Here is a 20,923-nt window from a genome sequence, read left to right on the forward strand (position 1 = left end):
GTGCGGAAAAGAAAGAGGGGCAACGCCTTAGCTCGCCATTCTCTCCGGAAACGGCAGGCCATAATGGGCCAGGGCCAGTTCAGCCTTCAGCGGCAGGATGAGACTCTCAGGGTGCAGGCTGAGGAATGGCAGGTAAACACCGGCAATGGCCGATCGTCCCGGCCCCTCGACATAGCGAGGAGCGGATGGCTGCAGCTCAAGGACGATTGCGACAGGAGCTTGGTCCAGGCAAGGGAAGGGAAGGATGCCCAAGTTGCGCACCTCCAGCAGCCCCTTCGTCGAAGGATGGGGACTGGCCACCAGCGTTCCCTCGCTGCACGCCAGCAGTACGGAGTCGTCGCCGATCAAGCGCGCACCACGGTCCATCAGCGCAAGGGCCAGGCTCGACTTGCCGACGCCGGGCGGGCCTTCGATCAGGATCGCTCGCCCCGCTATCGCAACGCAGGTCGATTGCCTCGGAAAAGGCGTCATGGTGCCGTCTCCCACAGGGGAAGGGAGATGAGCAAGCGGGCGCCCGGGGCACCATCAAGCCTGTCGGTGGCCTGCAGTCGGCCGAAATGGGCCTCCACTATCGTACGTGCAATGGCGAGGCCGAGCCCGCTGTGAGTCCCGAACTCCTCGCGGGAGGGGCGAAGCGAGTGAAAGCGCTCGAACACGCGCTCCCTCGCGGCGCTGGGAATGCCGGGACCATGATCGACCACGGCGATGTTCACGCGCTTGTCGGTTTGCGAAAGGGTGATCTCGATCGGTCCCTTCGGCGGTGAGAAGGAGACCGCGTTGTCGAGCAGGTTCTGAAGCACCCGCTCCAACCTTGCCGCATCACCGGGCACGGTCAAAGCGCCGCCTTGAGTTCGCGTGTTCTCCTGCACGATGGTGATCGGGCAAGTGCCGTTGACGCCCCGCTGTTCCCGCTCCGCGACGAGCGCGCGAACGAGGCGCGCCATGTCGACGGGCTCGAAGGTGGTGCGACTGAGTTGGGCGTCGATCCGGCTGGCATCCGCGATCTCGGTGACAAGGAAGTCGATACGCCGTACGTCGTCTTTCGCGATGCCGACGAGCTGCTGCTGCAAGTTCGGATCCTCCACCCGCTCGAGTGTCTCCAGAGCGCTGCGCAGGCTGGTGAGCGGGTTTTTCAGTTCGTGAGCGACGTCGGCGGCGAAGCTCTCCACCGCGTCGATTCTCTGTCGCAGGGCACCACTCATGTCCGAGATTGCACGGGCGAGCAGACCGATTTCGTCCCGTCTGGCGGGAAGGCGCGGCACGATCACGCTGCGATCACGGCCGAGCCGCACGCGCACGGCAGACCGCACGAGTTTGCGTAGGGGCTCGACGATCGTACGGGCCAGGAAAAGCGAAAGCAGGATCGATACCGCCAAGGCACCGCCAACGATGATGGCGAGGGTCTGGCGGGCCATGCGTACATTCTCGGTGATGTCGCGGGCATTTCGGGTGGCAAGCAGTGCCTCGCCTTCCGTTCCGACAGGGGTGGCGGCGATGATGACTGGCGTGCGGTCGGGCGCGGCCTTGTGGCTGATCCAGGTTCGTTGGTGCTCAAGAGCGGCGGCGATTTCCGGCCAGGCCCTCGATCGGGTGTCTGTGGGATCACGATAGGCCGGAATGGGCGGGGTGCCCAGCAGGAAGTCCATGCCGCTATCAAGTAGTCTCGCCGCATCCTGCAGCCATGGCTCGGAGGCTGGGTCGATAAGACGATAGGACGGGGCCGCCAGGGCGAAGCTGTCGCCTACCAGTTTGCCGTCGCGATCGAAAAGGCGCAGTCGCAGTCGCTGATCTGCGCCGATGCGAACGAGCATGGCGAGGCGGTCGGCCAGAGGTTCATGGGCGAGGGCGATAGCCGTTATCTCGACTTCGGATTCAGCCAGGCGATAGCGTTCCGCCAGCAGTTCGTTCCGATAGCTGTCGATGTAGAAGAGGCTGCCCGCCAGGAGAGCCAGGGCGATGATGTTTACCGCGAGGATTCGGACGGTGAGCGATACCCGCCAGGGCATGGCCAGTCGCACGGGAAGCCTTCCAGCGGAGAAAGGCCGCTCATCCATCGGCAAATGAGTAGCCCGCGCCGTACAGCGTATCGATGGCGGAAAATTCGGCGTCCACGGCGCGGAACTTCCGGCGCAGCCGCTTTATGTGGCTGTCGATGGTGCGGTCATCAACATAGACGTCTTCACTGTAGGCCGCGTCCATCAGTTGGTTGCGGCTTTTCACCACGCCCGGCCTGACGGCGAGGGCTTCGAGTATCAGGAACTCGGTCACCGTCAGGGAAACGGCCTTGCCGTCCCAGGACACCTGGTGCCGGGCCGGATCCAGGGTCAGCCGGCCACGTGCGATGGGATCCGGCACGTCGGGGGCGGCAGCGTCTTCCAGGGGAGCCCTGGCAAGCTCGCTGCGCCGCAGAATGGCCCGGATTCGCGCAATCAGAAGGCGTTGGCTGAAGGGCTTCGCAATGTAATCGTCTGCTCCCATCGCCAGGCCGAGCGCTTCATCCGGCTCTTCGTCCTTGGACGTCAGGAAGATGACCGGCAGCCTCGATTGCGCCCGTAGAGCCTTCAACAATTCGAGGCCATCCATGCGAGGCATCTTGATGTCGAAGATGGCAAGATCGGGCGGATTTTCGAGCAATGCCTTCAGCGCCGTCTCCCCATCGGCATAGACACGCGTGGCGAAACCTTCTGCGTGGAGGCCGATCGACAGGGTTGCGAGTATGTTGCGATCGTCATCGACGAGGGCGATCGTCTGCGGGCGGGCATCAGCCGTGTACTTCTGAGTGGCGGCGTCGGCCATGGCTGCTGAGGCGAGGCTCTCTTCCTGCATGAGCGCTTTTGACTAGCCGTATTGCACGGCCATGGCAATTCTAGCCCCGCGAGGATTAATTATGGAGAGGTATAACCCTTGTATGTTCCATTTGTCGTCGATTTGACGGAAAAGAAAGCCCGGCCTATCGGCGGAACGATTCTTGCGCAGGAATCGGCTTTGCGTTCGCGGAACATCCGCAGAAACGCCATCTTTTGGAGGAGATGACATTGACCACCCTTGGCTATCCGCTCGATAAACAGGGCATAGAGACGAAGGCGCAGATCTTCGCGAACCTCGGCACCGGTCCCCTGGTCGAGCAGGCCGTGAAGAATGGGGAGGGCATGCTTTCGGCAGACGGCCCCTTCGTGGTCGCCACCGGCAAACACACGGGACGTTCGGCAAAAGACAAGTTCATTGTCAAGGATGCCGAAACGGAGAACACCGTGTGGTGGGGCAAGACCAATGTTCCGATGACTCCGGAGCATTTCGCTGCCCTCAAGGAGGATTTCCTCGCGGCGCTTGGCACCAAGGACAAGCTCTACGTGGCGGACCTCTTCGGTGGTTCACAGCCTGAGCACCGCGTAAACGTTCGCGTCATCAACGAGTTCGCCTGGCACAACCTGTTCATCCGCACGCTGCTGGTCCGCCCGACCGCCGACGAGCTGGACGGGTTCGAACCGGAATACACCATCATCGACCTGCCGAGCTTCCGTGCCGATCCGGCGCGTCACGGTTCGCGCAGCGAAACGGTGATCGCGGTCAACTTCACGGAGAAGCTGATCCTGATTGGCGGTACTGCCTACGCCGGGGAGATGAAGAAGTCAGTCTTCGGCATCCTCAACTATCTGCTTCCCGCCAAGGGCGTGATGCCGATGCACTGTTCGGCCAATATCGGACCGGACGGTGACACCGCCGTGTTCTTCGGCCTGTCCGGCACCGGCAAGACCACGTTGTCCGCCGATGCGTCGCGAACCCTGATCGGCGACGACGAGCATGGATGGTCGGACACGGCAGTCTTCAACTTCGAAGGCGGTTGCTACGCGAAGATGATCCGTCTCTCGGAAGAGGCCGAGCCGGAGATCTACGCCACCACCAAGCGTTTCGGCACGGTGCTGGAGAACGTGGTCATCGATCCGGTGACCCGCAAGATCGACCTCGATGACAACTCGCTGGCTGAAAATAGCCGCGGCTCCTATCCCATCGACTTCATCCCGAACTGCTCGGAGAAGAACCTCGGGCCGGTGCCGCAGAACATCATCTTCCTCACTGCCGACGCCTACGGCGTGCTGCCTCCGATCGCCCGCCTTACGCCCGATCAGGCGATGTACCACTTCCTCTCGGGCTACACGGCTCGCGTGGCAGGTACGGAAATTGGCGTGACCGAACCGGAAGCGACCTTCTCCACTTGCTTCGGCGCACCTTTCATGCCGCGTCACCCTTCGGTCTACGGCAACCTCCTGAAGGAGCGGATCGCGAAGGGCGGCGTGAAGTGCTGGCTCGTGAACACCGGCTGGTCCGGCGGCATGGCCACCATGGAAGGCATCAAGCGCATGCCGATCAAGGCGACGCGCGCTCTGCTCAATGCCGCCCTTGACGGCAGCCTGAATGCGGCCGAGTTCAAGGAAGATCCGAACTTTGGCTTCGAAGTGCCCGTCGCGGTGCCGGGCGTTGACAGCAAGCTGCTGGACCCGCGCGGCGCATGGGCCGACGGAGCCGAGTACGACAAGACGGCACAGACCCTGGTCAAGCAGTTCATCGACAACTTCGCTCAGTTCGAAGAGCACGTCGACGAGGGCGTTCGCAAGGCCGCTCCGGTCGCAGCGTAAGCGATCAATCGCATCATGCGAAAGGCTCCGGAACCTCGGTTCCGGGGCCTTTTTCATAAAGACCTCATGCTGGCGCGTGGCGTCTCTGCCACGCCTTCCCAAATAGGAGCTTGGGGGAGCATAATGGCCTTGCAAACGGAGTGAAGCGAATGGGACTGTTCGACGGTATTCTTGAAAAAGTCAGCAATCACTCAGACGTGGGCAACTTGGCGAACAAGATGGGGCTTGATCCCCGGGTCGCGGAAAAGGCCATCGCTGCCTTGAGCATCGCGCATCAGCAGGACGGAGATACGGCTGAACTGGCTGCGGAGCGCAGTGGTCTCGATCTCGACACCGTGAAGGAGATCATTGCGCAGATCGGCGGCGAAGGATCGCTCGGTCAGTTCGCTGCTGCCGTCGCCGCCGATCCTGCACGGGTGGCGCGCCTCTTCGATAAGGACGGCGATGGCAGCGTGATCGATGATCTTGCGGGTATGGCCAGAGGGCTATCCGGAAAGAGCTGAGCCCCGGGCGCCCCGGCTCCGTCCGGGGCGCCCGTTACGCTCATGCCTTCCGAGCGGCGATGTATTCGCTCACGTTCCGGGCAAGCACGTCAAGCGGCACGTTGCCTCCATCGACGACAGCCTGATTGTAGTCGCGCAGGTCGTAGGATTTGCCCAGCGCCTGCATCGCGCGCGTTCTTTGCGCCACGATCTGGGAATGACCCATCTTGTAGCCGCAGGCCTGGCCCGGCCAGGAACAGTAGCGGTCCACCTCGTTGACGACTTCCTCCTGCTTGTTGCCGTTCTTCTCCATGAAGAAGCGGACGGCTTGCTCTCGCGTCCAGCCTTTCGCGTGAAGGCCGGTGTCAACGACCATGCGGCAGGCCCGGAAGGCGAGCGATTGGAGATAGCCGAGCCGGCCGACGGGATCATCGTCATACGCACCGAGTTCGTCGGCAAGCTGCTCCCCATAGAGCGCCCAGCCTTCGGAATAGGCGTTGAAAGCGAGCAGTGAGCGGATGAGCGGCAGGCGATTGGCGTATTCGCCCTGCCAGACGTGACCCGGAATAGCTTCATGGTGAACCAGTGTCGGCAGGTCATACGTGCGGTGAAGGCTGGTGGAGCGAAGATTGATCCACATCTTACCCGGGATCGACCCGTCCTTGGATCCGGCGCCGCCATAGGCGGTCGGCGCACCGGGTTCCTCCGACAGCGGCAGGCGGCGGACCTCCAGATTCCCGGGGACGACCTGGCGAAAAGCACGCGGCATCTGCTGGCGGATCCAGTCCACGCGCTTCTGGATGAATGCGAAGATTTCAGCGCGCCCCGGATCCCCTTCCGCGAACATGAACCGCTTGTCATCGCCGAGGGCGGCCATTCGCTCCCCAACGGAACCCTGTGTGTAGCCCAGTGACCTGAGGATCGGTTCCATACGGGCATGAAGATCGGCGAGTTCCTGAAGTCCGCGCTGGTGGACCTCGTCTGCCGACAGCGTCGTGGTGGTGCTGGCGCGCAATGCCCATGCGTAGAACTCGCTGCCATGCGGCCTCTCACGCATCCCGGGATCGCTGCGGGCCATCGATCTCTCCCGCTGCAATTCCGCGAGTTGACGCTCCAGCGCCGGGACGACGTCGCCTGCCACGATCCGCTTGGCGTCCGCCGCCCACCGGCTCCCCATTTCCTTCGTCTTGCCCGTGATGGAGGTGACGAGGCTGCCCCCTTCGTTGCGGGCGTCGGCGATCGTGCTCGTCATCTGGGCGATGGCGCGATCAAGAAGGAAGTCCGGTGGCACAAGGCCCTTTGCGGCCGCTTCCTCCACACGGGTGCGCTCGCCTTCCAGTTGTGGCGCAAACTGGCTGAGCCGAGAGATCCAGGCGTCGGCATCGCCGGGATTGCGGACCGGGTGCTCGGCATCGAGCAGGCGGGGCGTGTCGATGTAGGCGCCCACGTTCTGTATGACGACATAGGGCGTGTTGCGCCAACCGCCCACCGCGACATCGCCGTACGGCAGGGCAAACCCTTCCAGCGCTGTACCAAACGCGCTCTTCACCACCGCCAGGCTTGTTCGGGTTGAGTGATCCAGGCCCGTGGCGTCCACAGCATCGACGCTGGCCAGCGCCTGCCGCAGGGTTGCGGCATAAGCCTCGCGACCGGACCTGGAGCGATCCTCAAGCCGGGCGCGAAGAGCGGCGTGTTCTCCGACGTCGACGCCAAGGCCCGTGGCGCTCTCCGGCACATGTTGGAGCATGTCCCAGGCGATCTTGTCAAGCAGCGCTGCAGCGCCGCCTTCCTGCGAGGCTGCAAGAGCGCGAACAGGGGCGGCTAGGGTGGCGGTGCCAGCCAGAAGGAGGCTGAGAGCCGAGCGGCGCGAAAGGGTGAAGGGTGTATCAATCATGGCCGGACGATGGCCTTGGCGTCCGCACCTGTCAAACCGTCGCACGCTGCGCTAATGAATGGCGCATGGACATCGCGCTCTCCCTTCTTGTTCTCACCGTCGTCGCCCTCCTGCTCGGAGCGATAGCGCTGTTTCGGCGTGGCGGGTATACGCGGCAGGCGGTGCTGATGCTCATCCTGGCGGCAATCATGGTTGCCAACGTGGTCATCTGGACCTTGCCGACGCCGCAGGGCACCACTCTGTCCGGCGAGGTCAAAAAGAAACAGGCGCCGGAGTGAGCTCCGACGCCTGTCTGCATTTTAAAGGTGCAGCCCGGATTACTTGATCGGGCAGTCCGGTGCGAGCCGCATATCGAGGTAATTGTCGACCGAGCGCATCAGGTCATCCGTTTCATGCTCGAAGAAGTGATTGGCGCGGGGGATCTCGTCGTGATGGATGGTGATGTGCTTCTGCGTCCGCAGCTTGTCCACCAGCTTTTGCACGGCGTTCGGCGTCACGACGGTATCGCCGGTGCCCTGGATGATGATGCCGGATGCCGGGCAGGGGGCGAGGAAGCTGAAGTCGTACATGTTGGCCGGCGGTGCCACGGAAATGAAGCCGCGAATTTCGGGGCGGCGCATGAGCAACTGCATGCCAATCAGCGCGCCGAACGAGTAGCCGGCGATCCAGGTCGTCGACGCTTCGGGGTGGATGGACTGCACCCAGTCGAGTGCGGCTGCAGCGTCCGAGAGTTCACCGATGCCGTTGTCGAAGCTGCCCTGGCTACGCCCCACGCCGCGGAAGTTGAAGCGCAGCGTGGCGAAGCCGCGGTTCACGAAGGTCTTGTACAGATGCTGCGTGATGCGGTCGTTCATGGTGCCGCCCGCTTGCGGGTGCGGGTGAAGGATCATTGCCACCGGTGCGCGCGGGCGCGTTGCAGGCTGAAAACGACCTTCGAGACGACCTTCGGGACCGGGAAAAATGACTGCGGGCATGTCTGTTTGCGGCCTGACCTGTTGAAACTCCCGCCGTCCGGAAGCGGCGCAAAGGCCGCCACCCGTCGCGGGAGTGGAAAAAGAGACGGTTCGCTATATAGAAATCTTAGTCCCAAAGACAACTTCGCAGGTAATGGCCGTTCCTAACATCTATCTCGACCATGCGGCGACGACGCCGATGCTTCCCGCCGCACGCGACGCCTGGCTTGAAGGGGCAGCAATCTGGGCAAACCCTTCCAGCCCTCACGCGGCGGGACGCGCGGCCCGTGCCGCGCTTGAGGACGCCCGGGCTCGTTTTAAGGCAGCCCTGTCCTGGGAAGGAGAGGTCATTTTCACGTCAGGGGCCTCCGAGGCGCTGGCGATCGGTCTCGGTCACGCAAGAGTGGATCGACGGGTGGTTTCGTCCGTGGAGCATGACGCGGTCCTCCGCGCCGCGCCGGATGCCGAGCGGCTTCTGGTCAGCGACGGTGCCATCGACGAGGCTGCGCTGGCGCAAGCCTTGGGTCGACAAGGGCGCGCAGTGGTGGCGGTGCAGTCGATCAACTCGGAAACGGGAACGATCCTCCATTCGCCCCAAGACGCTTCCCTTGCGCAGCGGGTGCGCGAAGCCGGAGGGATGTTCCTTGCGGATTGCTCCCAGTCGGCGGGAAAACATGCGCTGCCAGAGGCAGACATGATTGTTCTCTCCGCTCACAAGCTCGGCGGACCGGTCGGCATTGGTGCGCTGCTGGTGCGGGATTTCGGTATGCTGGAGCCCACAGGCGGGCAGGAGCGAGGCTATCGCGCCGGGACCGAGAACCTCCCCGGCGCGCTCGCCTTCGTGGCTGCTCTGGAAAAGGGAGGCCCTTCCAGTTGGAGTACGAGCGCTGACGAGAGAGAGGCGTTCAGGCACAAGCTTCAAGCGAGGGGGGAAGTGCTTCAGCCGGGAAAGCCCTGCTCGCACATCATCGCGCTGGTTTCCCCGCGCCTTTCCGCCACGGCGATGCTGATTCGGATGGACGCGCGAGGTTTTGCGATCTCCGCGGGAAGCGCCTGCTCATCCGGAACGCTCAAGCAGAGCCGGGTGCTGCAAGGCTTCGGCGTGGATCCGGACATCTCCCGCCGGGCGGTGCGCGTGTCGATCGGGTGGAACACGTCACCCGCTGATCTGGACGCGTTCGCGGCAGCCTGGGTCGACGTGAACGCATGATCTATCTCGACTATCAGGCCACTACGCCGCTCGCTCCCGAAGCCCGGGATGCGATGCTGCCGTGGCTGAGCGGTCCCGAAGCTCCCGGCTTTGCCAATCCTCATAGTTCCCACCGCCCGGGCCGCGCGGCCGCCGCAGCCGTGGAGGTCGCCCGGGCGCAAGTGGCTTCCCTGTTGCCGCCCGGGGGCACGGTGATCTTCACATCCGGCGCGACGGAGGCAATCAACCTCGCCATACGGGGCAGCGGAGCCCGGCACGTGATCGCCTCCGCTGTCGAGCACGCGGCGATTCTGGACACCGCGCGATCGCTGGAAGCGCCCTGTACCTTTATACCGGTCGGTCGCGATGGGGTTATATCGCCAGACCAGCTAGCCGTAACCGAAGCGGGTCTTGTTGCGGTGATGCAGGTCAACAACGAGATCGGCACCATTCAGCCGGTGGAGCAGGTTGCGGCCCGGTGTCGAGCAGGCGGCGCCCTGTTTCTGTGCGATGCCGTGCAAGGCGCGGGGAAGATGGCGGCGCCGCGCGATGCCGACTTGATCGCCATCAGTGCGCACAAGCTCTACGGACCGAAGGGCATCGGAGCCTTGTGGATCAGACAGGGCCTTCATCTTGCCCCGCTGATCCGCGGCGGCGGGCAGGAGGGGGGGCTGCGTTCGGGCACCCTCAGCCCGATGCTCTGCGCAGGTTTCGGCGCCGCAGCGGCCTTAGCGAAGAGGCGGATGGCCGAGGACGCCGCGCATGTGGATTGCCTCTGGCAGCGCGCCAGGGCAATCCTTGCCCGCTGGACGCTCAACGGGTCGGCCACGGAGCGCTGGCGTGGCAACCTCAATCTGCGACTGGACGGCCTCGACGTGGCGCGGCTGATGTCGGATCTGCGGGACGTAGCCTTCTCTGCGGGATCGGCCTGTGCCAGCGGATCCGGCCGGCCCAGTCACGTGCTGCGCGCCATCGGCCTCACGGACGCCGAAGCCAAAAGCTCTATCCGTCTCGGATTTGGACGATATAGTGACATTCGGGAAATAGAGGATGCCTGCGCCAGAATAGAAGCCGCTGCTGCGGCGCAGGGAGTGTGACTTGGTTGACGTCCTGTTTGTGAATACCGATGGTTCCCGGGTGACGGCTCAAGCTGAACCCGGCTCGCGCCTTCTGGAAGTGGCGCAGGATGCAGGCATGCCTCTTGAAGGAACATGCGAAGGCCAGATGGCCTGCTCCACATGCCATGTGATCGTCTCGCCTGACTGGTTCGATAAGCTCGAGCCGGCCTCCGACGACGAGGAAGACATGCTTGACCTCGCCGCTGGAGTGACGCGTACCAGCCGGCTCTCCTGCCAGATCGAACTCACTGACGCGTTGAGCGGAATCGCTATCCGGATACCGGGTGTCTCGCGCGATATGCAGATCGGGTGATATTACTGGTCTGCGGGACGAGGATCGCGCCGGCGCGCCGGTTCAGGCCGCTTTTCGACCGGTGACCGCCTCGATGACGGCGTTCGAAAAGGCCGGAATGTCGTCCGGGTTGCGGCTGGTGATGAGATTGCCGTCCACCACGACTTCCTTGTCCACGACCTGAGCACCTGCATTCCGCAGGTCAGTGCGGATGGACGGCCAACTGGTCACCGTCTTACCTTCGACAAGACCGGCCTCGGCAAGCAGCCAGGGTCCGTGGCAGATCGCCGCAACGGGCTTTTTCGCTCCCGCGAAGGCGCGCACGATTTCGACAGCCCTTTCATTCATGCGCAGCTTGTCCGGGTTGATTTGGCCTCCCGGCAGGACCAGCGCGTCGAACTCGTCTGGGCCGACCTCGTCAAGTCTGCGGTCGACCGACACGCTTTCGCCCCAGTCTCCATCCTTCCAGCCCTTGATCGAGCCGCCTTCCGGGCTCGCGATGATTGTTTCGACGCCGGCTCCGTTCAGCGCGTCGCGGGGGCCGGTGAGTTCGGATTGTTCGAAGCCGTCCGTGGCCATGATGAGTACGCGGGCCAATGCAGACCTCCTGTTCGCTGTGATACTGTTCATGAAAGACCGCGAGGCTCCGCGCAGTTCCTCGCTTCCCGCCTCGTTGTCGCACGGCGGGACCGGCGCAGCGCGCAAGGCAACCTATGGAAAACGGCTGGATTGTGCTTTGGCGGGGGACAGGGCGCTGCTAGGGTCTCCGGACCATGGTGACCACGACCAACGAAGAAGCCGATCCGTTTGACGCCATTATCGACGCGCCGTTCGATGCCGCGCTGTCGGAGCGCTATCTGGTTTATGCGCTGTCCACGATCACGGCACGGTCTCTGCCCGACCTTCGCGATGGCCTGAAGCCGGTTCATCGGCGCCTTCTCTGGGCGATGCGCCAGCTCAAGCTTGACCCTGCCAGCGCCTACAAGAAGTCCGCTCGCGTGGTGGGCGACGTCATCGGTAAGTATCACCCGCATGGCGATGCTTCGGTCTATGATGCGATGGTGCGTCTCGCGCAGGACTTCTCGCTGCGGTACCCGCTGGTTGAGGGCCAGGGCAACTTCGGCAACATCGACGGCGACAACGCTGCGGCCTACCGCTACACCGAAGCGCGCCTGACCAAGACCGCGATCCAGCTGATGGCCGGGCTGGATGAAGGCACGGTCGACTTCATCCCGACCTACAACGGCGAGGAGGCCGAGCCGGAAATTTTTCCGGGCCTCTTCCCCAACCTGCTCGCCAATGGTGCGACGGGTATCGCTGTTGGTATGGCAACATCCATCCCCAGCCACAATGTTGCCGAGATAGTCGACGCCACCTTGTTGCTGATTGACAATCCGCAGGCCGAGCACAGCCAGCTCATGGAGGTGTTCAGGGGGCCGGACTTCGCAACGGGCGGTCTGGTCGTGGACAGCCCCGAAGCGATCAGTCACGCCTACGAGACCGGCAAGGGCGCATTCCGTGTCCGCGGCCGGTTCTCCACGGGCCGCCATCCCGATGGCAGCTGGGAGGAAACCGGGGTCGAGAAGCTCGGCGGAGGGCAATGGCAGCTGATTATCAGCGAAATTCCCTACATGCTGCCCAAAGGCAAGCTGATCGAGCAGATCGCCGCGCTGATCGGCGATCGCAAGCTCCCGATCCTTGAAGATGTTCGGGATGAAAGCGACGAGGAGATCCGCATTGTCCTCGTGCCCAAGAGCCGTAACGTCGATCCGGAACTGCTGAAGCAAAGCCTTTATAAGCTGACCGAGCTCGAAACCCGCTTCAGTCTGAACCTGAACGTACTGGATTCACATCGAACTCCGGGCGTTCTCGGCCTCAAGCTGTTGCTGTCGGAGTGGGTGTACAGCCAGATCGACATCCTGCTGCGACGGACCCGTCACCGGCTCGACAAGATCGCCGCAAGGCTTGAACTGGTCGCCGGGTACATCATCGCGTACCTCAATCTGGACCGCATCATCGAGATCATCCGTACCGAGGATGAGCCCAAGCCCGTGATGATCGCGGAATTCGAACTGACTGACCGGCAGGCTGAAGCGATCCTCAACATGCGCCTGCGCAGCTTGCGTCGCCTTGAGGAGATGGAACTTCGCCGTGAGCACGAAGCCCTGCTGAAGGAGCAGGACGACTTGTCGAAGCTGTTGGAAAGCCCGGCTCGCCAGCGCACTCGTATCAAGCGCGATCTTGGCGCTCTGCGCAAGGACTACGCGGAGGATACGGAGCTGGGACGCCGCCGCACGACCATTGCACAGGCGGCGAGGACGGTCGAGTTCAGCCTCGACGCCATGATCGAGAAGGAGCCCGTCACGGTGATCCTCTCGCAACGCGGCTGGATCAGGGCCGCGCGCGGGCATGTGCCTCTCGATGGCGATTTCAAGTTCAAGGAGGGCGACGGCCCGGCCTTTGCCTTCCACGCGCAGACGACCGACAAGATCTTGATCGCGCTCGACAACGGGCGCTTCTACACGATCGGAGCGGACAAGCTGCCTGGCGCCCGCGGGTTCGGAGAGCCGATCCGCACGATGGTGGACATCGACGCCGAGGCCCACGTCGTGGCGGCATTCCCGTATAGGCCCAAAGCCCAGCTCCTGCTTGTCTCGAGCATTGGTCGCGGGTTTGCGGCGGAAGCGGACGAACTGCTGGCGGAAACGCGCAAGGGGCGTAGCGTCATGTCCACGAAGCCGGGCGTCAGCCTTGCCGTGGTTCGCGAGATTCCCGCTGAACACGATCATGTGGCGGTTATGGGTGAGAACCGGAAGCTGGTGATCTTCAGCCTCGAGGAGCTTCCTGTCATGAGCAAAGGCCAGGGCGTCACGTTGCAGCGCTACCGGGACGGCGGCATGGCGGATGCGATTACGCTCAAGCTGGAGGAGGGTTTGTCCTGGACCATGGGCGGTGAAAGCGGCCGTACCCGGACGGAAAAGGACATGCAGCTCTGGAAGGTGGCTCGCGGCGCGGCGGGCCGACTTCCGCCGGTTGGCTTCCCTCGCGACAACAAGTTCCAGAGCTGACCCGGTCAGCCTTCGCCGACAGCTTGCGGGTGATGAGGGACGAGGATCAGGGTCCTGCCCTCGACCCGCCAGCTCGCGAGGCGTGAGAGCAGGTTCATGCCAATCACGTTTGCGTCGCCCAGGCCCGGGGCGACGACGGCGTCCACCTTCCGGGCGACGACATTGCCCATGCGCAGTTCGTCAATCACGGCAAGCTTTGCTTCGACTGTGCCGTTGGCTGTGCGCATGAGAACCGAACGGTTGAGATTGTTCTCTTCAAGGCCAGCTTCCTGAGCCGTTCCCGGTGATATCGCGGTGAGCGTCGCGCCGGTATCGACCAGAAAGTTGCGCTGCACACCGTTCACGGTGGCCTTGATCCAGAAGTGGCCGTCGGGCTGCATGGGTACTCGCGTCTCCCCGCCCTCGACGGTTTGCCGCTCGATGCCGAGTTGCGGCAGCGAAAAATCCATGCCGGTCGTCAGCCGCGTCACCTGGGCGATCGTCAGCAGCATCGCACCGAAGAGCCCCAGGTTGCCGACCGCGCGTAGAAATCCCCCCAGCAGCGGAAGGGGCCGGCGGAGCCACCCGCCAAGGATGCTGACGAAGATGCTTGCCAAGCCGAGGGCAAGAAGCGGCTGACCTGCCAGGAAGTTCAGGATCTGGGCGATGTCCATACAGGCCCTTCCAGCGCGGAACAGGTGCTCCAGCGCGGCTTTAAGTTAAGGTCGAGGACCACGATCGAGCATGCCCCCTCGGGAGGCGATCGGGTCATTCGGCGTGCTCCGACAGGATGGTGTCCAGCAGCGCCTCCACCCGAGAACTTTGAGGGAAGCCTTCCAGGATCCATCTGTCTTCCACCTCGCGCAGGATACGAGCGACGGCCGGGCCGGCACTGACCCCGCGCGCAACGATCTGTCCGCCTTTCAGCGGCATCTGAGGAATGTCCCATCCGGTGACCGGCGAAACGTCGGCACCGGCGATCAGGAGGCGATCAATCGCCGGCTCTCGCCCCAGGCGATACGCGAGTGCCCGGGCATCACCCGGAGAGGCGCTTCGCGCGGCGGCAAGGGAAAGCCGCTTTTTCTGTGACGTGGAGAGGCGGAAGCGCGCCGCTACGTTCTCGGCGAGCGAGACCTGCGAGGGCAGCAGTGCGGCGAGGTGCCGGATGGCGTCGGGCGCGATTCCTTGTTTCTCCTCTTCGGCAATCAGCGCGCTCAACGCAACCGTGTCCGCTTCGGGAAGGATAACAGCGAGAACACCCAACTCCGCCATGCGGCGCAAGGTAGGCGCCGGATCGGCGAGGCCGAGGATGTTCATCATCTCCATTCCCACGCGTTCGCGCGACAAGCCCTTGAGCGTGGCAGCCAGTTCAGCGCAGGCGCTTTCCGCCTCGGCATCCGCAGGCACGGAGCCGAACCGGGCCTGGAACCGGAAGTACCGCAGGATGCGCAGGTGATCCTCCTGGATGCGCTGCCGGGCGTCCCCTATGAAACGGACAAGACGCATGTTGAGGTCGCCAAGGCCGTTGAACCAGTCGAAGATTTCGCCAGTCCCGGGGTCGGCGAAAAGGGCGTTGATCGTGAAGTCCCGGCGGGCGGCATCGTCGCGCCATTCGTTCGTAAAGGCCACCGTCGCCCTGCGTCCGTCCGTCGAGACGTCTTGCCGCAAGGTCGTGATCTCCACCGGCCCTTCCGGCAAGACGGCAGTCACGGTGCCATGATCGATCCCGGTGGGAACATGTCGGATTCCGGCAGCATCAAGGCGATTGATGACTTCTGCAGGCACAAGGGTGGTGGCAACGTCAATGTCCTTGACGGGAAGACCCAGTAGGGTGTCGCGCACCGCCCCACCGACATAGCGAGCGGCGTCGGGCCCCAGCGCTTGCATTAGTGCGGCGAGGTCCTCGCGGTGCATCCAGGGAGCTTCTAGGCGTGTCATTGGTCGGTGCCTTGGAATGGATCGCGTCCGGCAGGGCAAGGAGCGCGCGATCAGCGCTCGTGCCACTTAAGCCTGTACGCAAGGTTATGGAGAATAGCTCCGGTGACGCCCCAGATCACGTGATCCTGCCGGCCATCGTTCCAGATGATCTCAATGAAGCTGTGCTGGCGCCCTTCATACTCGATGGTGCGCGTGGCCTGATTCACGGGGTCGAGAACGAAGTCGGCTGGCGCTTCGAACCACTGGGCCACTTCTGACGGGTTGGGATAGATCGGGAGGTCGGCCGGCACCACCGCCAGAACGGGAGTGATCTCGTAGCCGCTGCCGGTACGATAGAGGTCGCTGGTGCCGATCACCCGGACATCCTGCGCACGGATGCCAAGCTCCTCGTTGGCTTCTCGAAGAGCGGCCTCGACGGCGTTTTCCCCCGGATCGATGCGGCCACCTGGGAAGGCGATCTGGCCGGGATGTGCGCGCATCGTGGATGGCCTGTGCAGCAGCAGGATACCCGGTCGGTCGCTGTCCGTGATCGCTATCAGCACTGCCGCAGGCGTGAAGCTGGTGATGTCGTGGATGCGTGGATCGCTCCAGAGGCGCTGTGGCGCTGCGGCATGGCCGATCTCGAAGCGCCGCCTTATCCCTCCTAGCAAAGCGCTCATGCAGGAACCAACGCGAAACGCAGGCCCATGCTCTGAACAGTAAGGTCGCCATTATCAATGGCGATTTCAGCGAGTTGGGAATAGGTGCTGCGATCGAGTCGAGCACGCGTGCCGTTCCGCACGCCTATGTACAGCGCGGGAGTATCAGGGTCCCCCTCGGCGACGATGGGGTGGTCCGGCCCGGCAATCAGAAGCTCATCGGTGTTCAGTCGAAACGCGAGGGCGTCCTTCTCCTGCTTCATGTCGATCCCCATGAAAGCCGCATCTTCCACCTCGATGGTGAGCCGTTGCGTCGGAGTGACCAGCCAGTGCTGCCCGTCCGCATCACAGGTTAGCAGAGAGGCGAACGCCCGGACCATGGCAGGCCGTCGGATTTCTCCGCCCTGATGATACCAGCGGCCGTCCGCCGCAATGCGTATCTCGCTGTCACCCTCTGCCTCGGGAGACCACTCTGCCACGGGCGGCAGCCTGCGGGCCGCGACAAGGTCGGCAACGTCAGCAAGGCTCAGCGCGGCAAGGTCGGGAGGTGGGTCGTAGGGCATCGTTTCGCGATGCCAGATAGGTGCTCCTGCGCCAAGGTCCAAGAACCAAGGCCAAATGTGGAGCGATTATCGCACCCAGGGACCGAGCATGCCATGCTCCGGCAGCACGGCGGCATTAGGGCAGCGGACAAGCAGACGGTGACGTTCGAACGGCCCCGGCAGATCCCATCCGGCGGTGCCTGCGTTGGAGAAACCCCAGAAGCGCCCGTAGTACGCGGGATCACCGATCATGACCTGGGGCAGGGGCGCGCGATCGTCGATCCCGGCCATGCTGGCGGACATGAGCGCCTTGCCGTAGCCCATCCCCTGATGCCCCGGAAGAACGGCGACGGGTCCTACCATGATCATCGGATGAGCCCGGCCTTCAGGGGTCGTCAGCGCGACCGGCCAGCACTGGATGGTTCCCACCAGCATGTCCTGGGCGTCGAGCGCAGCGAAGCTGAGGCCTCCGAGGCATTCCACGCCTTCACGCACCTTGTAGGCGGTGCGCGTACGTCTTTCCGGTTCGAACGCCGAGTCCAGCAGCGCTTCAACAAGCGCCGGGTCGACATTATCGAGAGGAATGATGGTGGCGGCTTCGAAGTCGGTCTGGGACATTGCGGGCGCGCGATAGGAGCGGCGCGCCCGTTTGTCGATTCAAATCGGATAATCAGCGCGCCGCCGTAAGCCGGAGGAGCCGGCCGCTTTCAGGACTCTCTCCATCCTCAAGGAGCCAGATCGCGCCATCTTCGCCCTGGCGGATCTCGCGGATACGGTTTGAGAGCGGATAGCGCGCTTCCTCCTGTGCCTTGTCTCCGCGGATCGAGACACGCACCAGTCCGGTCGCAACCAGACCGGTAATCAGCGCCTGCCCCTTCCATGCCGGGAACATGTTGCCGGTGTAGAAGATGAAGTCGCCGGGAGCGATGACGGGGTTCCAGGTGATCGCCGGCCGGGCAAGATCCGGTCGCGTCGAGTTGCGCGGGATTGGCCGCCCGTCGTAATGATCGCCGTCGGATACGAGGGGCCAGCCGTAGTTGGCGGCCGGCTTGACCAGGTTCAGTTCGTCACCCCCCGCAGGTCCGTGCTCAAGATCCCAAAGACGCCCTTCAGGATCGAAGGCAAGGCCAAGAATGTTGCGGTGGCCATACGACCAGATCTCGTTTGTGGGCGCAGGCTTGTCGGCGAAGGGGTTGCCGGGAGCCGGCGTGCCGTCCGGCAACAGCCGCACGATCTTGCCCAGCGTGGTGCCGAGATCCTGTGCCGGGGTCATCTTCTGGCGATCGCCCGATGCCACGAACAGATACCGCCCGTCGGGAGAGAAGGCGAGGCGATGCGAGTAATGGCCACGCCCCGTGACCTTCGGCGTCTGGCGCCAGATGACCTTCAGGTTATTGAGGGAACACTGCGTCGGTGCCTCGCAAACGAGGTCTGCCCGACCGACTGCCGCGCCACGTGTATCACCTGATCCCGCTTCTGCCCAGCTCAGGTAGACCGTTCGGCGGTCAAGCGTGGTGCCCGTCTGCCCGGGAGCGAAGACGAAGTCTCCCAGACCTCCCTGGCCGCCGTAATCGACTGTGGGAATACCGGTAACCTCGCCCAAACGGCCATCGGGGGTGTGAAAGCGGATCGCGCCCTTTCGTTCGGTGACGAAGATGGTTCCTGTACCCGCGTCCACGGCCATAGCCCAGGGCTCTTCGAAGGAGGCGACGGCATCGATCTTGAAGGGCGCCTGGTCGCCGGCAGCGGCCGGGGTTGCGCCGGCCCCCTTTTCCCCTGTGGCGGCATTTCCGCAGCTTGCGAGCGCCACGGCGAAAGGCGATAGGGCAATGAGGAGTCGTCTTGCGATCATGTCGGGGCCAATGCTTTCCTGTTTCACAAGTTCCGGTGACACGAAACGGTACACGATCGGCGTTGACGAAGCCGGGCGTGGTCCGCTCGCCGGACCGGTGGTGGCAGGCGCCGTTGTCCTGTGCAAGCCCCGCCCCGCAGGGCTTGATGATTCCAAGAAGCTGTCGGCAAACCGTCGCTCGGAACTGGAGGAGCGGATCAAGCGACGGTGCCATTGGGCAGTTGGCGTCGTCGAGGTGGACGAGATCGACCGCCTCAACATCTTTGGCGCCACGATGCTCGCGATGACGCGGGCGGTCCAGGCTTTATGTGAAACAATGGGCGAGGAGCCCGGAGAAGTCCTCGTCGACGGGAACATGACACCCGCGGGTCGGCGGGACGAGTGGCGGTGGAACGCACGTGCAATCGTAGGCGGCGACGCGATCGAGCCGTGTATCTCAGCGGCATCGATCATAGCCAAGGAGCATCGCGACCGCATGATGCGCGATCTGGCCGCGCAACACCCGTATTACGGGTGGGAGCGAAATGCCGGGTATGGCACGCCCGAGCACCTCGCTGCGCTGCGGCAACATGGTCCAACCCTGCACCATCGCCGCAGCTTTGCGCCCGTGGCGCAGCTGCAGCTACTTATCTAGGCGCGGGGACGCGGAACTCAGGCTGCGAGTGGAAGCGGCTTGGCTTCGACTTCTACCGTAGCCGGGGAAGCGGCCGGTCCCGTGTTCGTCGGCAGGGCGTGGATGTCGGACCCTGCGATGTAGCGTTCAGCGAGCACAACGTCGCGGCGGTAGGCGAAATAAAGTGAAATCAGCGAAAACATGGCAAACTCACACGTAAGGGGTTGTTGCTGCATTGCAGCATGCAGCCCCATTTGGCGGTGCAGAGTTGTTGCGGCAAATGCATGGTTCCGCAGTGCAGTTGCGAAAGGTGCAATGGTTTGAGACGGCCGGCCGGGCTCATCAAAAAAGTTATCCACCTCAAGCCGGCGGCAGCATGCACCACATCTTGAGTCATCGTGATTCGGACGGGCTGATATCTTGTGTCGGATTCCTTTTGTTCCCCCGCTGCTGAACAGGTGAATCACGAGGATTTTCCGCGAGTCGCGGCTTGACGCAGAGTCCCGGATGAATCACCCTAGAGGCATATCCACAGTTTATCGGAGCAGTCATGGGGCAGATTTTGGTCAAGGAACGCATTCGGGCAAAGGCGCCTGCGCCGACCCCGAAGGAGCTGCTTCCGCTCGGCCACATCATTCCGGGTGACTGTATTGAAGCGATGCGCACCATTCCCGACGCCAGCGTCGACATGGTGTTCGCCGATCCTCCGTATAACCTGCAGCTTGGTGGCGATCTCGCGCGGCCGGACGGCAGCCACGTCGATGCCGTGACGAACGACTGGGACAAGTTCTCCAGCTTCGCCGCCTACGACCAGTTCACGCGTGACTGGCTGACCGAGGCGCGCCGCGTGCTGAAGCCGGAAGGTTCGCTCTGGGTGATCGGCTCGTACCACAACATCTTCCGCCTCGGCGCGATCATGCAGGACATGGGGTTCTGGATCCTGAACGACATCGTGTGGCGCAAGGCCAACCCGATGCCGAACTTCAAGGGCACCCGCTTCACCAACGCGCACGAGACGCTGATCTGGGCGAGCATGGGTGAGAAGTCGAAGTACACTTTCAACTACCGCGCCATGAAGACGCTCAACGACGAACTGCAGATGCGTTCCGACTGGGTCCTGCCGATCTGCAACGGTGCCGAGCGTCTCAAGAAGGGAGGACGTAAGGTTCACCCGACGCAGAAGCCGGAAGCGCTGCTGTATCGCGTGATGCTGGCCACGACCAACAAGGGCGACGTGGTTCTCGATCCTTTCTTCGGGACAGGCACCACCGGTGCCGTAGCCAAGCGTCTGGGCCGCGAATGGATTGGCTGCGAGCGTGAGAGCGACTACCGTGAAGCCGCGCTCGAACGTATCGAGATGGCGCTGCCTTTGGACGAGAGTGCGCTCAAGACCATGCAGTCGAAGCGTTCAGCGCCGAAGGTGGCGTTCGGCACGCTCGTCGAAACGGGCTGGATCGAACCGGGAACGCGGCTGTTCGACAAAAAGCGGCGTCACGTCGCAACGGTGCGAGCCGATGGGTCGCTTCTGGCGGGAGATGTCAGCGGCTCGATCCATGGTGTCGGCAAGGATCTGCAGGGGGCGCCGTCATGCAACGGCTGGACCTTCTGGCATCTGGAGCATGAGGGCGAGGTCAAGCCTGTCGACGCGATCCGCCAGTTGTATCTCCTCGCCACGGAGCCGTGATGAGCCATAGCGCTGGGACACCCGTGCCCGGGTCAGTCGGGTCAATC

General features: G+C 63.4%; 22 protein-coding genes. 9 read left to right on the forward strand and 13 right to left on the reverse strand.

Going from position 1 to position 20,923, the window contains the following annotated elements:
• Positions 1-27 precede the first annotated feature (27 nt).
• The 3 genes from QOL62_RS03895 to QOL62_RS03905 are packed head-to-tail and all read right to left on the reverse strand — an operon-like array spanning position 28 to position 2,796.
• On the reverse strand, positions 28-471 hold the full coding sequence (locus QOL62_RS03895) for an HPr kinase/phosphorylase (RefSeq protein WP_283405258.1): 444 nt from the start codon (positions 469-471) through the stop codon (positions 28-30).
• Positions 468-2,054: a sensor histidine kinase gene (locus tag QOL62_RS03900; RefSeq protein ID WP_283405259.1), complete on the reverse strand. Its 1,587-nt coding sequence runs from the start codon at positions 2,052-2,054 to the stop codon at positions 468-470. Before QOL62_RS03900 ends, QOL62_RS03895 begins: the two co-directional genes overlap by 4 nt.
• Complete coding sequence (locus QOL62_RS03905; protein ID WP_283405471.1) at positions 2,047-2,796, reverse strand: response regulator transcription factor; 750 nt, start codon at positions 2,794-2,796, stop codon at positions 2,047-2,049. Before QOL62_RS03905 ends, QOL62_RS03900 begins: the two co-directional genes overlap by 8 nt.
• 233 nt (positions 2,797-3,029) lie before the next feature.
• Between QOL62_RS03905 and QOL62_RS03910 the strand changes: the two genes are divergently transcribed.
• Positions 3,030-4,634, forward strand: a complete 1,605-nt coding sequence (locus QOL62_RS03910; protein WP_103729650.1) for a phosphoenolpyruvate carboxykinase — start codon at positions 3,030-3,032, stop codon at positions 4,632-4,634.
• A gap of 149 nt (positions 4,635-4,783) precedes the next feature.
• Positions 4,784-5,137 (forward strand): hypothetical protein, encoded by a 354-nt coding sequence (locus QOL62_RS03915; RefSeq protein ID WP_283405260.1) that lies wholly within the window; start codon positions 4,784-4,786, stop codon positions 5,135-5,137.
• Between the two features lie 40 nt (positions 5,138-5,177).
• On the opposite strand, the gene QOL62_RS03920 is transcribed toward QOL62_RS03915, so the two are convergent.
• A complete protein-coding gene (locus QOL62_RS03920; protein ID WP_283405261.1) occupies positions 5,178-7,010 on the reverse strand; it encodes a DUF885 domain-containing protein in 1,833 nt (610 codons plus the stop codon).
• 65 nt (positions 7,011-7,075) lie between these two features.
• On the opposite strand from QOL62_RS03920, the gene QOL62_RS03925 reads away from it, so the two are divergent.
• Complete coding sequence (locus tag QOL62_RS03925; RefSeq protein ID WP_283405262.1) at positions 7,076-7,288, forward strand: hypothetical protein; 213 nt, start codon at positions 7,076-7,078, stop codon at positions 7,286-7,288.
• 39 nt (positions 7,289-7,327) lie between these two features.
• Here QOL62_RS03925 and QOL62_RS03930 read toward each other — a convergent pair whose 3' ends face one another.
• Positions 7,328-7,984: an alpha/beta hydrolase gene (locus QOL62_RS03930; protein WP_103729654.1), complete on the reverse strand. Its 657-nt coding sequence runs from the start codon at positions 7,982-7,984 to the stop codon at positions 7,328-7,330.
• A gap of 133 nt (positions 7,985-8,117) precedes the next feature.
• Between QOL62_RS03930 and QOL62_RS03935 the strand changes: the two genes are divergently transcribed.
• Genes QOL62_RS03935 through QOL62_RS03945 form a run of 3 tightly spaced genes read left to right on the forward strand, consistent with a single transcriptional unit; the run spans position 8,118 to position 10,583 of the window.
• Positions 8,118-9,173, forward strand: a complete 1,056-nt coding sequence (locus tag QOL62_RS03935) for a cysteine desulfurase family protein (protein ID WP_283405263.1) — start codon at positions 8,118-8,120, stop codon at positions 9,171-9,173.
• Complete coding sequence (locus tag QOL62_RS03940; protein ID WP_103729656.1) at positions 9,170-10,249, forward strand: cysteine desulfurase family protein; 1,080 nt, start codon at positions 9,170-9,172, stop codon at positions 10,247-10,249. Before QOL62_RS03935 ends, QOL62_RS03940 begins: the two co-directional genes overlap by 4 nt.
• Before the next feature lies 1 nt (position 10,250).
• Positions 10,251-10,583: a 2Fe-2S iron-sulfur cluster-binding protein gene (locus QOL62_RS03945; protein ID WP_283405264.1), complete on the forward strand. Its 333-nt coding sequence runs from the start codon at positions 10,251-10,253 to the stop codon at positions 10,581-10,583.
• A 42-nt stretch (positions 10,584-10,625) separates the two neighbouring features.
• On the opposite strand, the gene QOL62_RS03950 is transcribed toward QOL62_RS03945, so the two are convergent.
• Positions 10,626-11,159 (reverse strand): type 1 glutamine amidotransferase domain-containing protein, encoded by a 534-nt coding sequence (locus QOL62_RS03950; RefSeq protein ID WP_283405265.1) that lies wholly within the window; start codon positions 11,157-11,159, stop codon positions 10,626-10,628.
• Between the two features lie 176 nt (positions 11,160-11,335).
• Between QOL62_RS03950 and parC the strand changes: the two genes are divergently transcribed.
• On the forward strand, positions 11,336-13,630 hold the full coding sequence (parC, locus tag QOL62_RS03955) for a DNA topoisomerase IV subunit A (protein WP_283405266.1): 2,295 nt from the start codon (positions 11,336-11,338) through the stop codon (positions 13,628-13,630).
• A 5-nt stretch (positions 13,631-13,635) separates the two neighbouring features.
• Here parC and QOL62_RS03960 read toward each other — a convergent pair whose 3' ends face one another.
• The 6 genes from QOL62_RS03960 to QOL62_RS03985 all read right to left on the reverse strand — a co-directional run bounded on the left by QOL62_RS03960 (position 13,636) and on the right by QOL62_RS03985 (position 18,579).
• Positions 13,636-14,283 carry a retropepsin-like aspartic protease family protein gene (locus QOL62_RS03960; RefSeq protein ID WP_283405267.1) on the reverse strand — a complete coding sequence of 216 codons (648 nt, stop codon included), beginning with the start codon at positions 14,281-14,283 and terminating at the stop codon, positions 13,636-13,638.
• A 94-nt stretch (positions 14,284-14,377) separates the two neighbouring features.
• On the reverse strand, positions 14,378-15,547 hold the full coding sequence (locus tag QOL62_RS03965; RefSeq protein ID WP_283405268.1) for a CCA tRNA nucleotidyltransferase: 1,170 nt from the start codon (positions 15,545-15,547) through the stop codon (positions 14,378-14,380).
• 50 nt (positions 15,548-15,597) lie between these two features.
• Positions 15,598-16,206, reverse strand: a complete 609-nt coding sequence (locus tag QOL62_RS03970) for an NUDIX hydrolase (protein WP_283405269.1) — start codon at positions 16,204-16,206, stop codon at positions 15,598-15,600.
• On the reverse strand, positions 16,203-16,748 hold the full coding sequence (locus tag QOL62_RS03975; protein WP_283405270.1) for a DUF1285 domain-containing protein: 546 nt from the start codon (positions 16,746-16,748) through the stop codon (positions 16,203-16,205). The genes QOL62_RS03970 and QOL62_RS03975 overlap by 4 nt, the downstream gene beginning before the upstream one ends.
• Positions 16,749-16,814: 66 nt before the next feature.
• Positions 16,815-17,345, reverse strand: a complete 531-nt coding sequence (locus QOL62_RS03980) for a GNAT family N-acetyltransferase (RefSeq protein ID WP_103729662.1) — start codon at positions 17,343-17,345, stop codon at positions 16,815-16,817.
• Between the two features lie 52 nt (positions 17,346-17,397).
• On the reverse strand, positions 17,398-18,579 hold the full coding sequence (locus QOL62_RS03985) for a PQQ-dependent sugar dehydrogenase (protein WP_283405271.1): 1,182 nt from the start codon (positions 18,577-18,579) through the stop codon (positions 17,398-17,400).
• Positions 18,580-18,589: 10 nt separating this feature from the next.
• On the opposite strand from QOL62_RS03985, the gene rnhB reads away from it, so the two are divergent.
• Complete coding sequence (rnhB, locus tag QOL62_RS03990; protein ID WP_283405472.1) at positions 18,590-19,213, forward strand: ribonuclease HII; 624 nt, start codon at positions 18,590-18,592, stop codon at positions 19,211-19,213.
• 17 nt (positions 19,214-19,230) lie between these two features.
• Here the strand turns inward: rnhB and QOL62_RS03995 are convergent, their stop codons facing one another.
• Positions 19,231-19,659 carry a hypothetical protein gene (locus tag QOL62_RS03995; protein ID WP_283405272.1) on the reverse strand — a complete coding sequence of 143 codons (429 nt, stop codon included), beginning with the start codon at positions 19,657-19,659 and terminating at the stop codon, positions 19,231-19,233.
• Between the two features lie 83 nt (positions 19,660-19,742).
• Between QOL62_RS03995 and QOL62_RS04000 the strand changes: the two genes are divergently transcribed.
• Positions 19,743-20,876 (forward strand): site-specific DNA-methyltransferase, encoded by a 1,134-nt coding sequence (locus QOL62_RS04000; RefSeq protein ID WP_103729665.1) that lies wholly within the window; start codon positions 19,743-19,745, stop codon positions 20,874-20,876.
• Positions 20,877-20,923 lie beyond the last annotated feature (47 nt).

The organism is Novosphingobium panipatense, assembly GCF_900182875.1.
Taxonomy (GTDB): domain Bacteria; phylum Pseudomonadota; class Alphaproteobacteria; order Sphingomonadales; family Sphingomonadaceae; genus Novosphingobium; species Novosphingobium panipatense.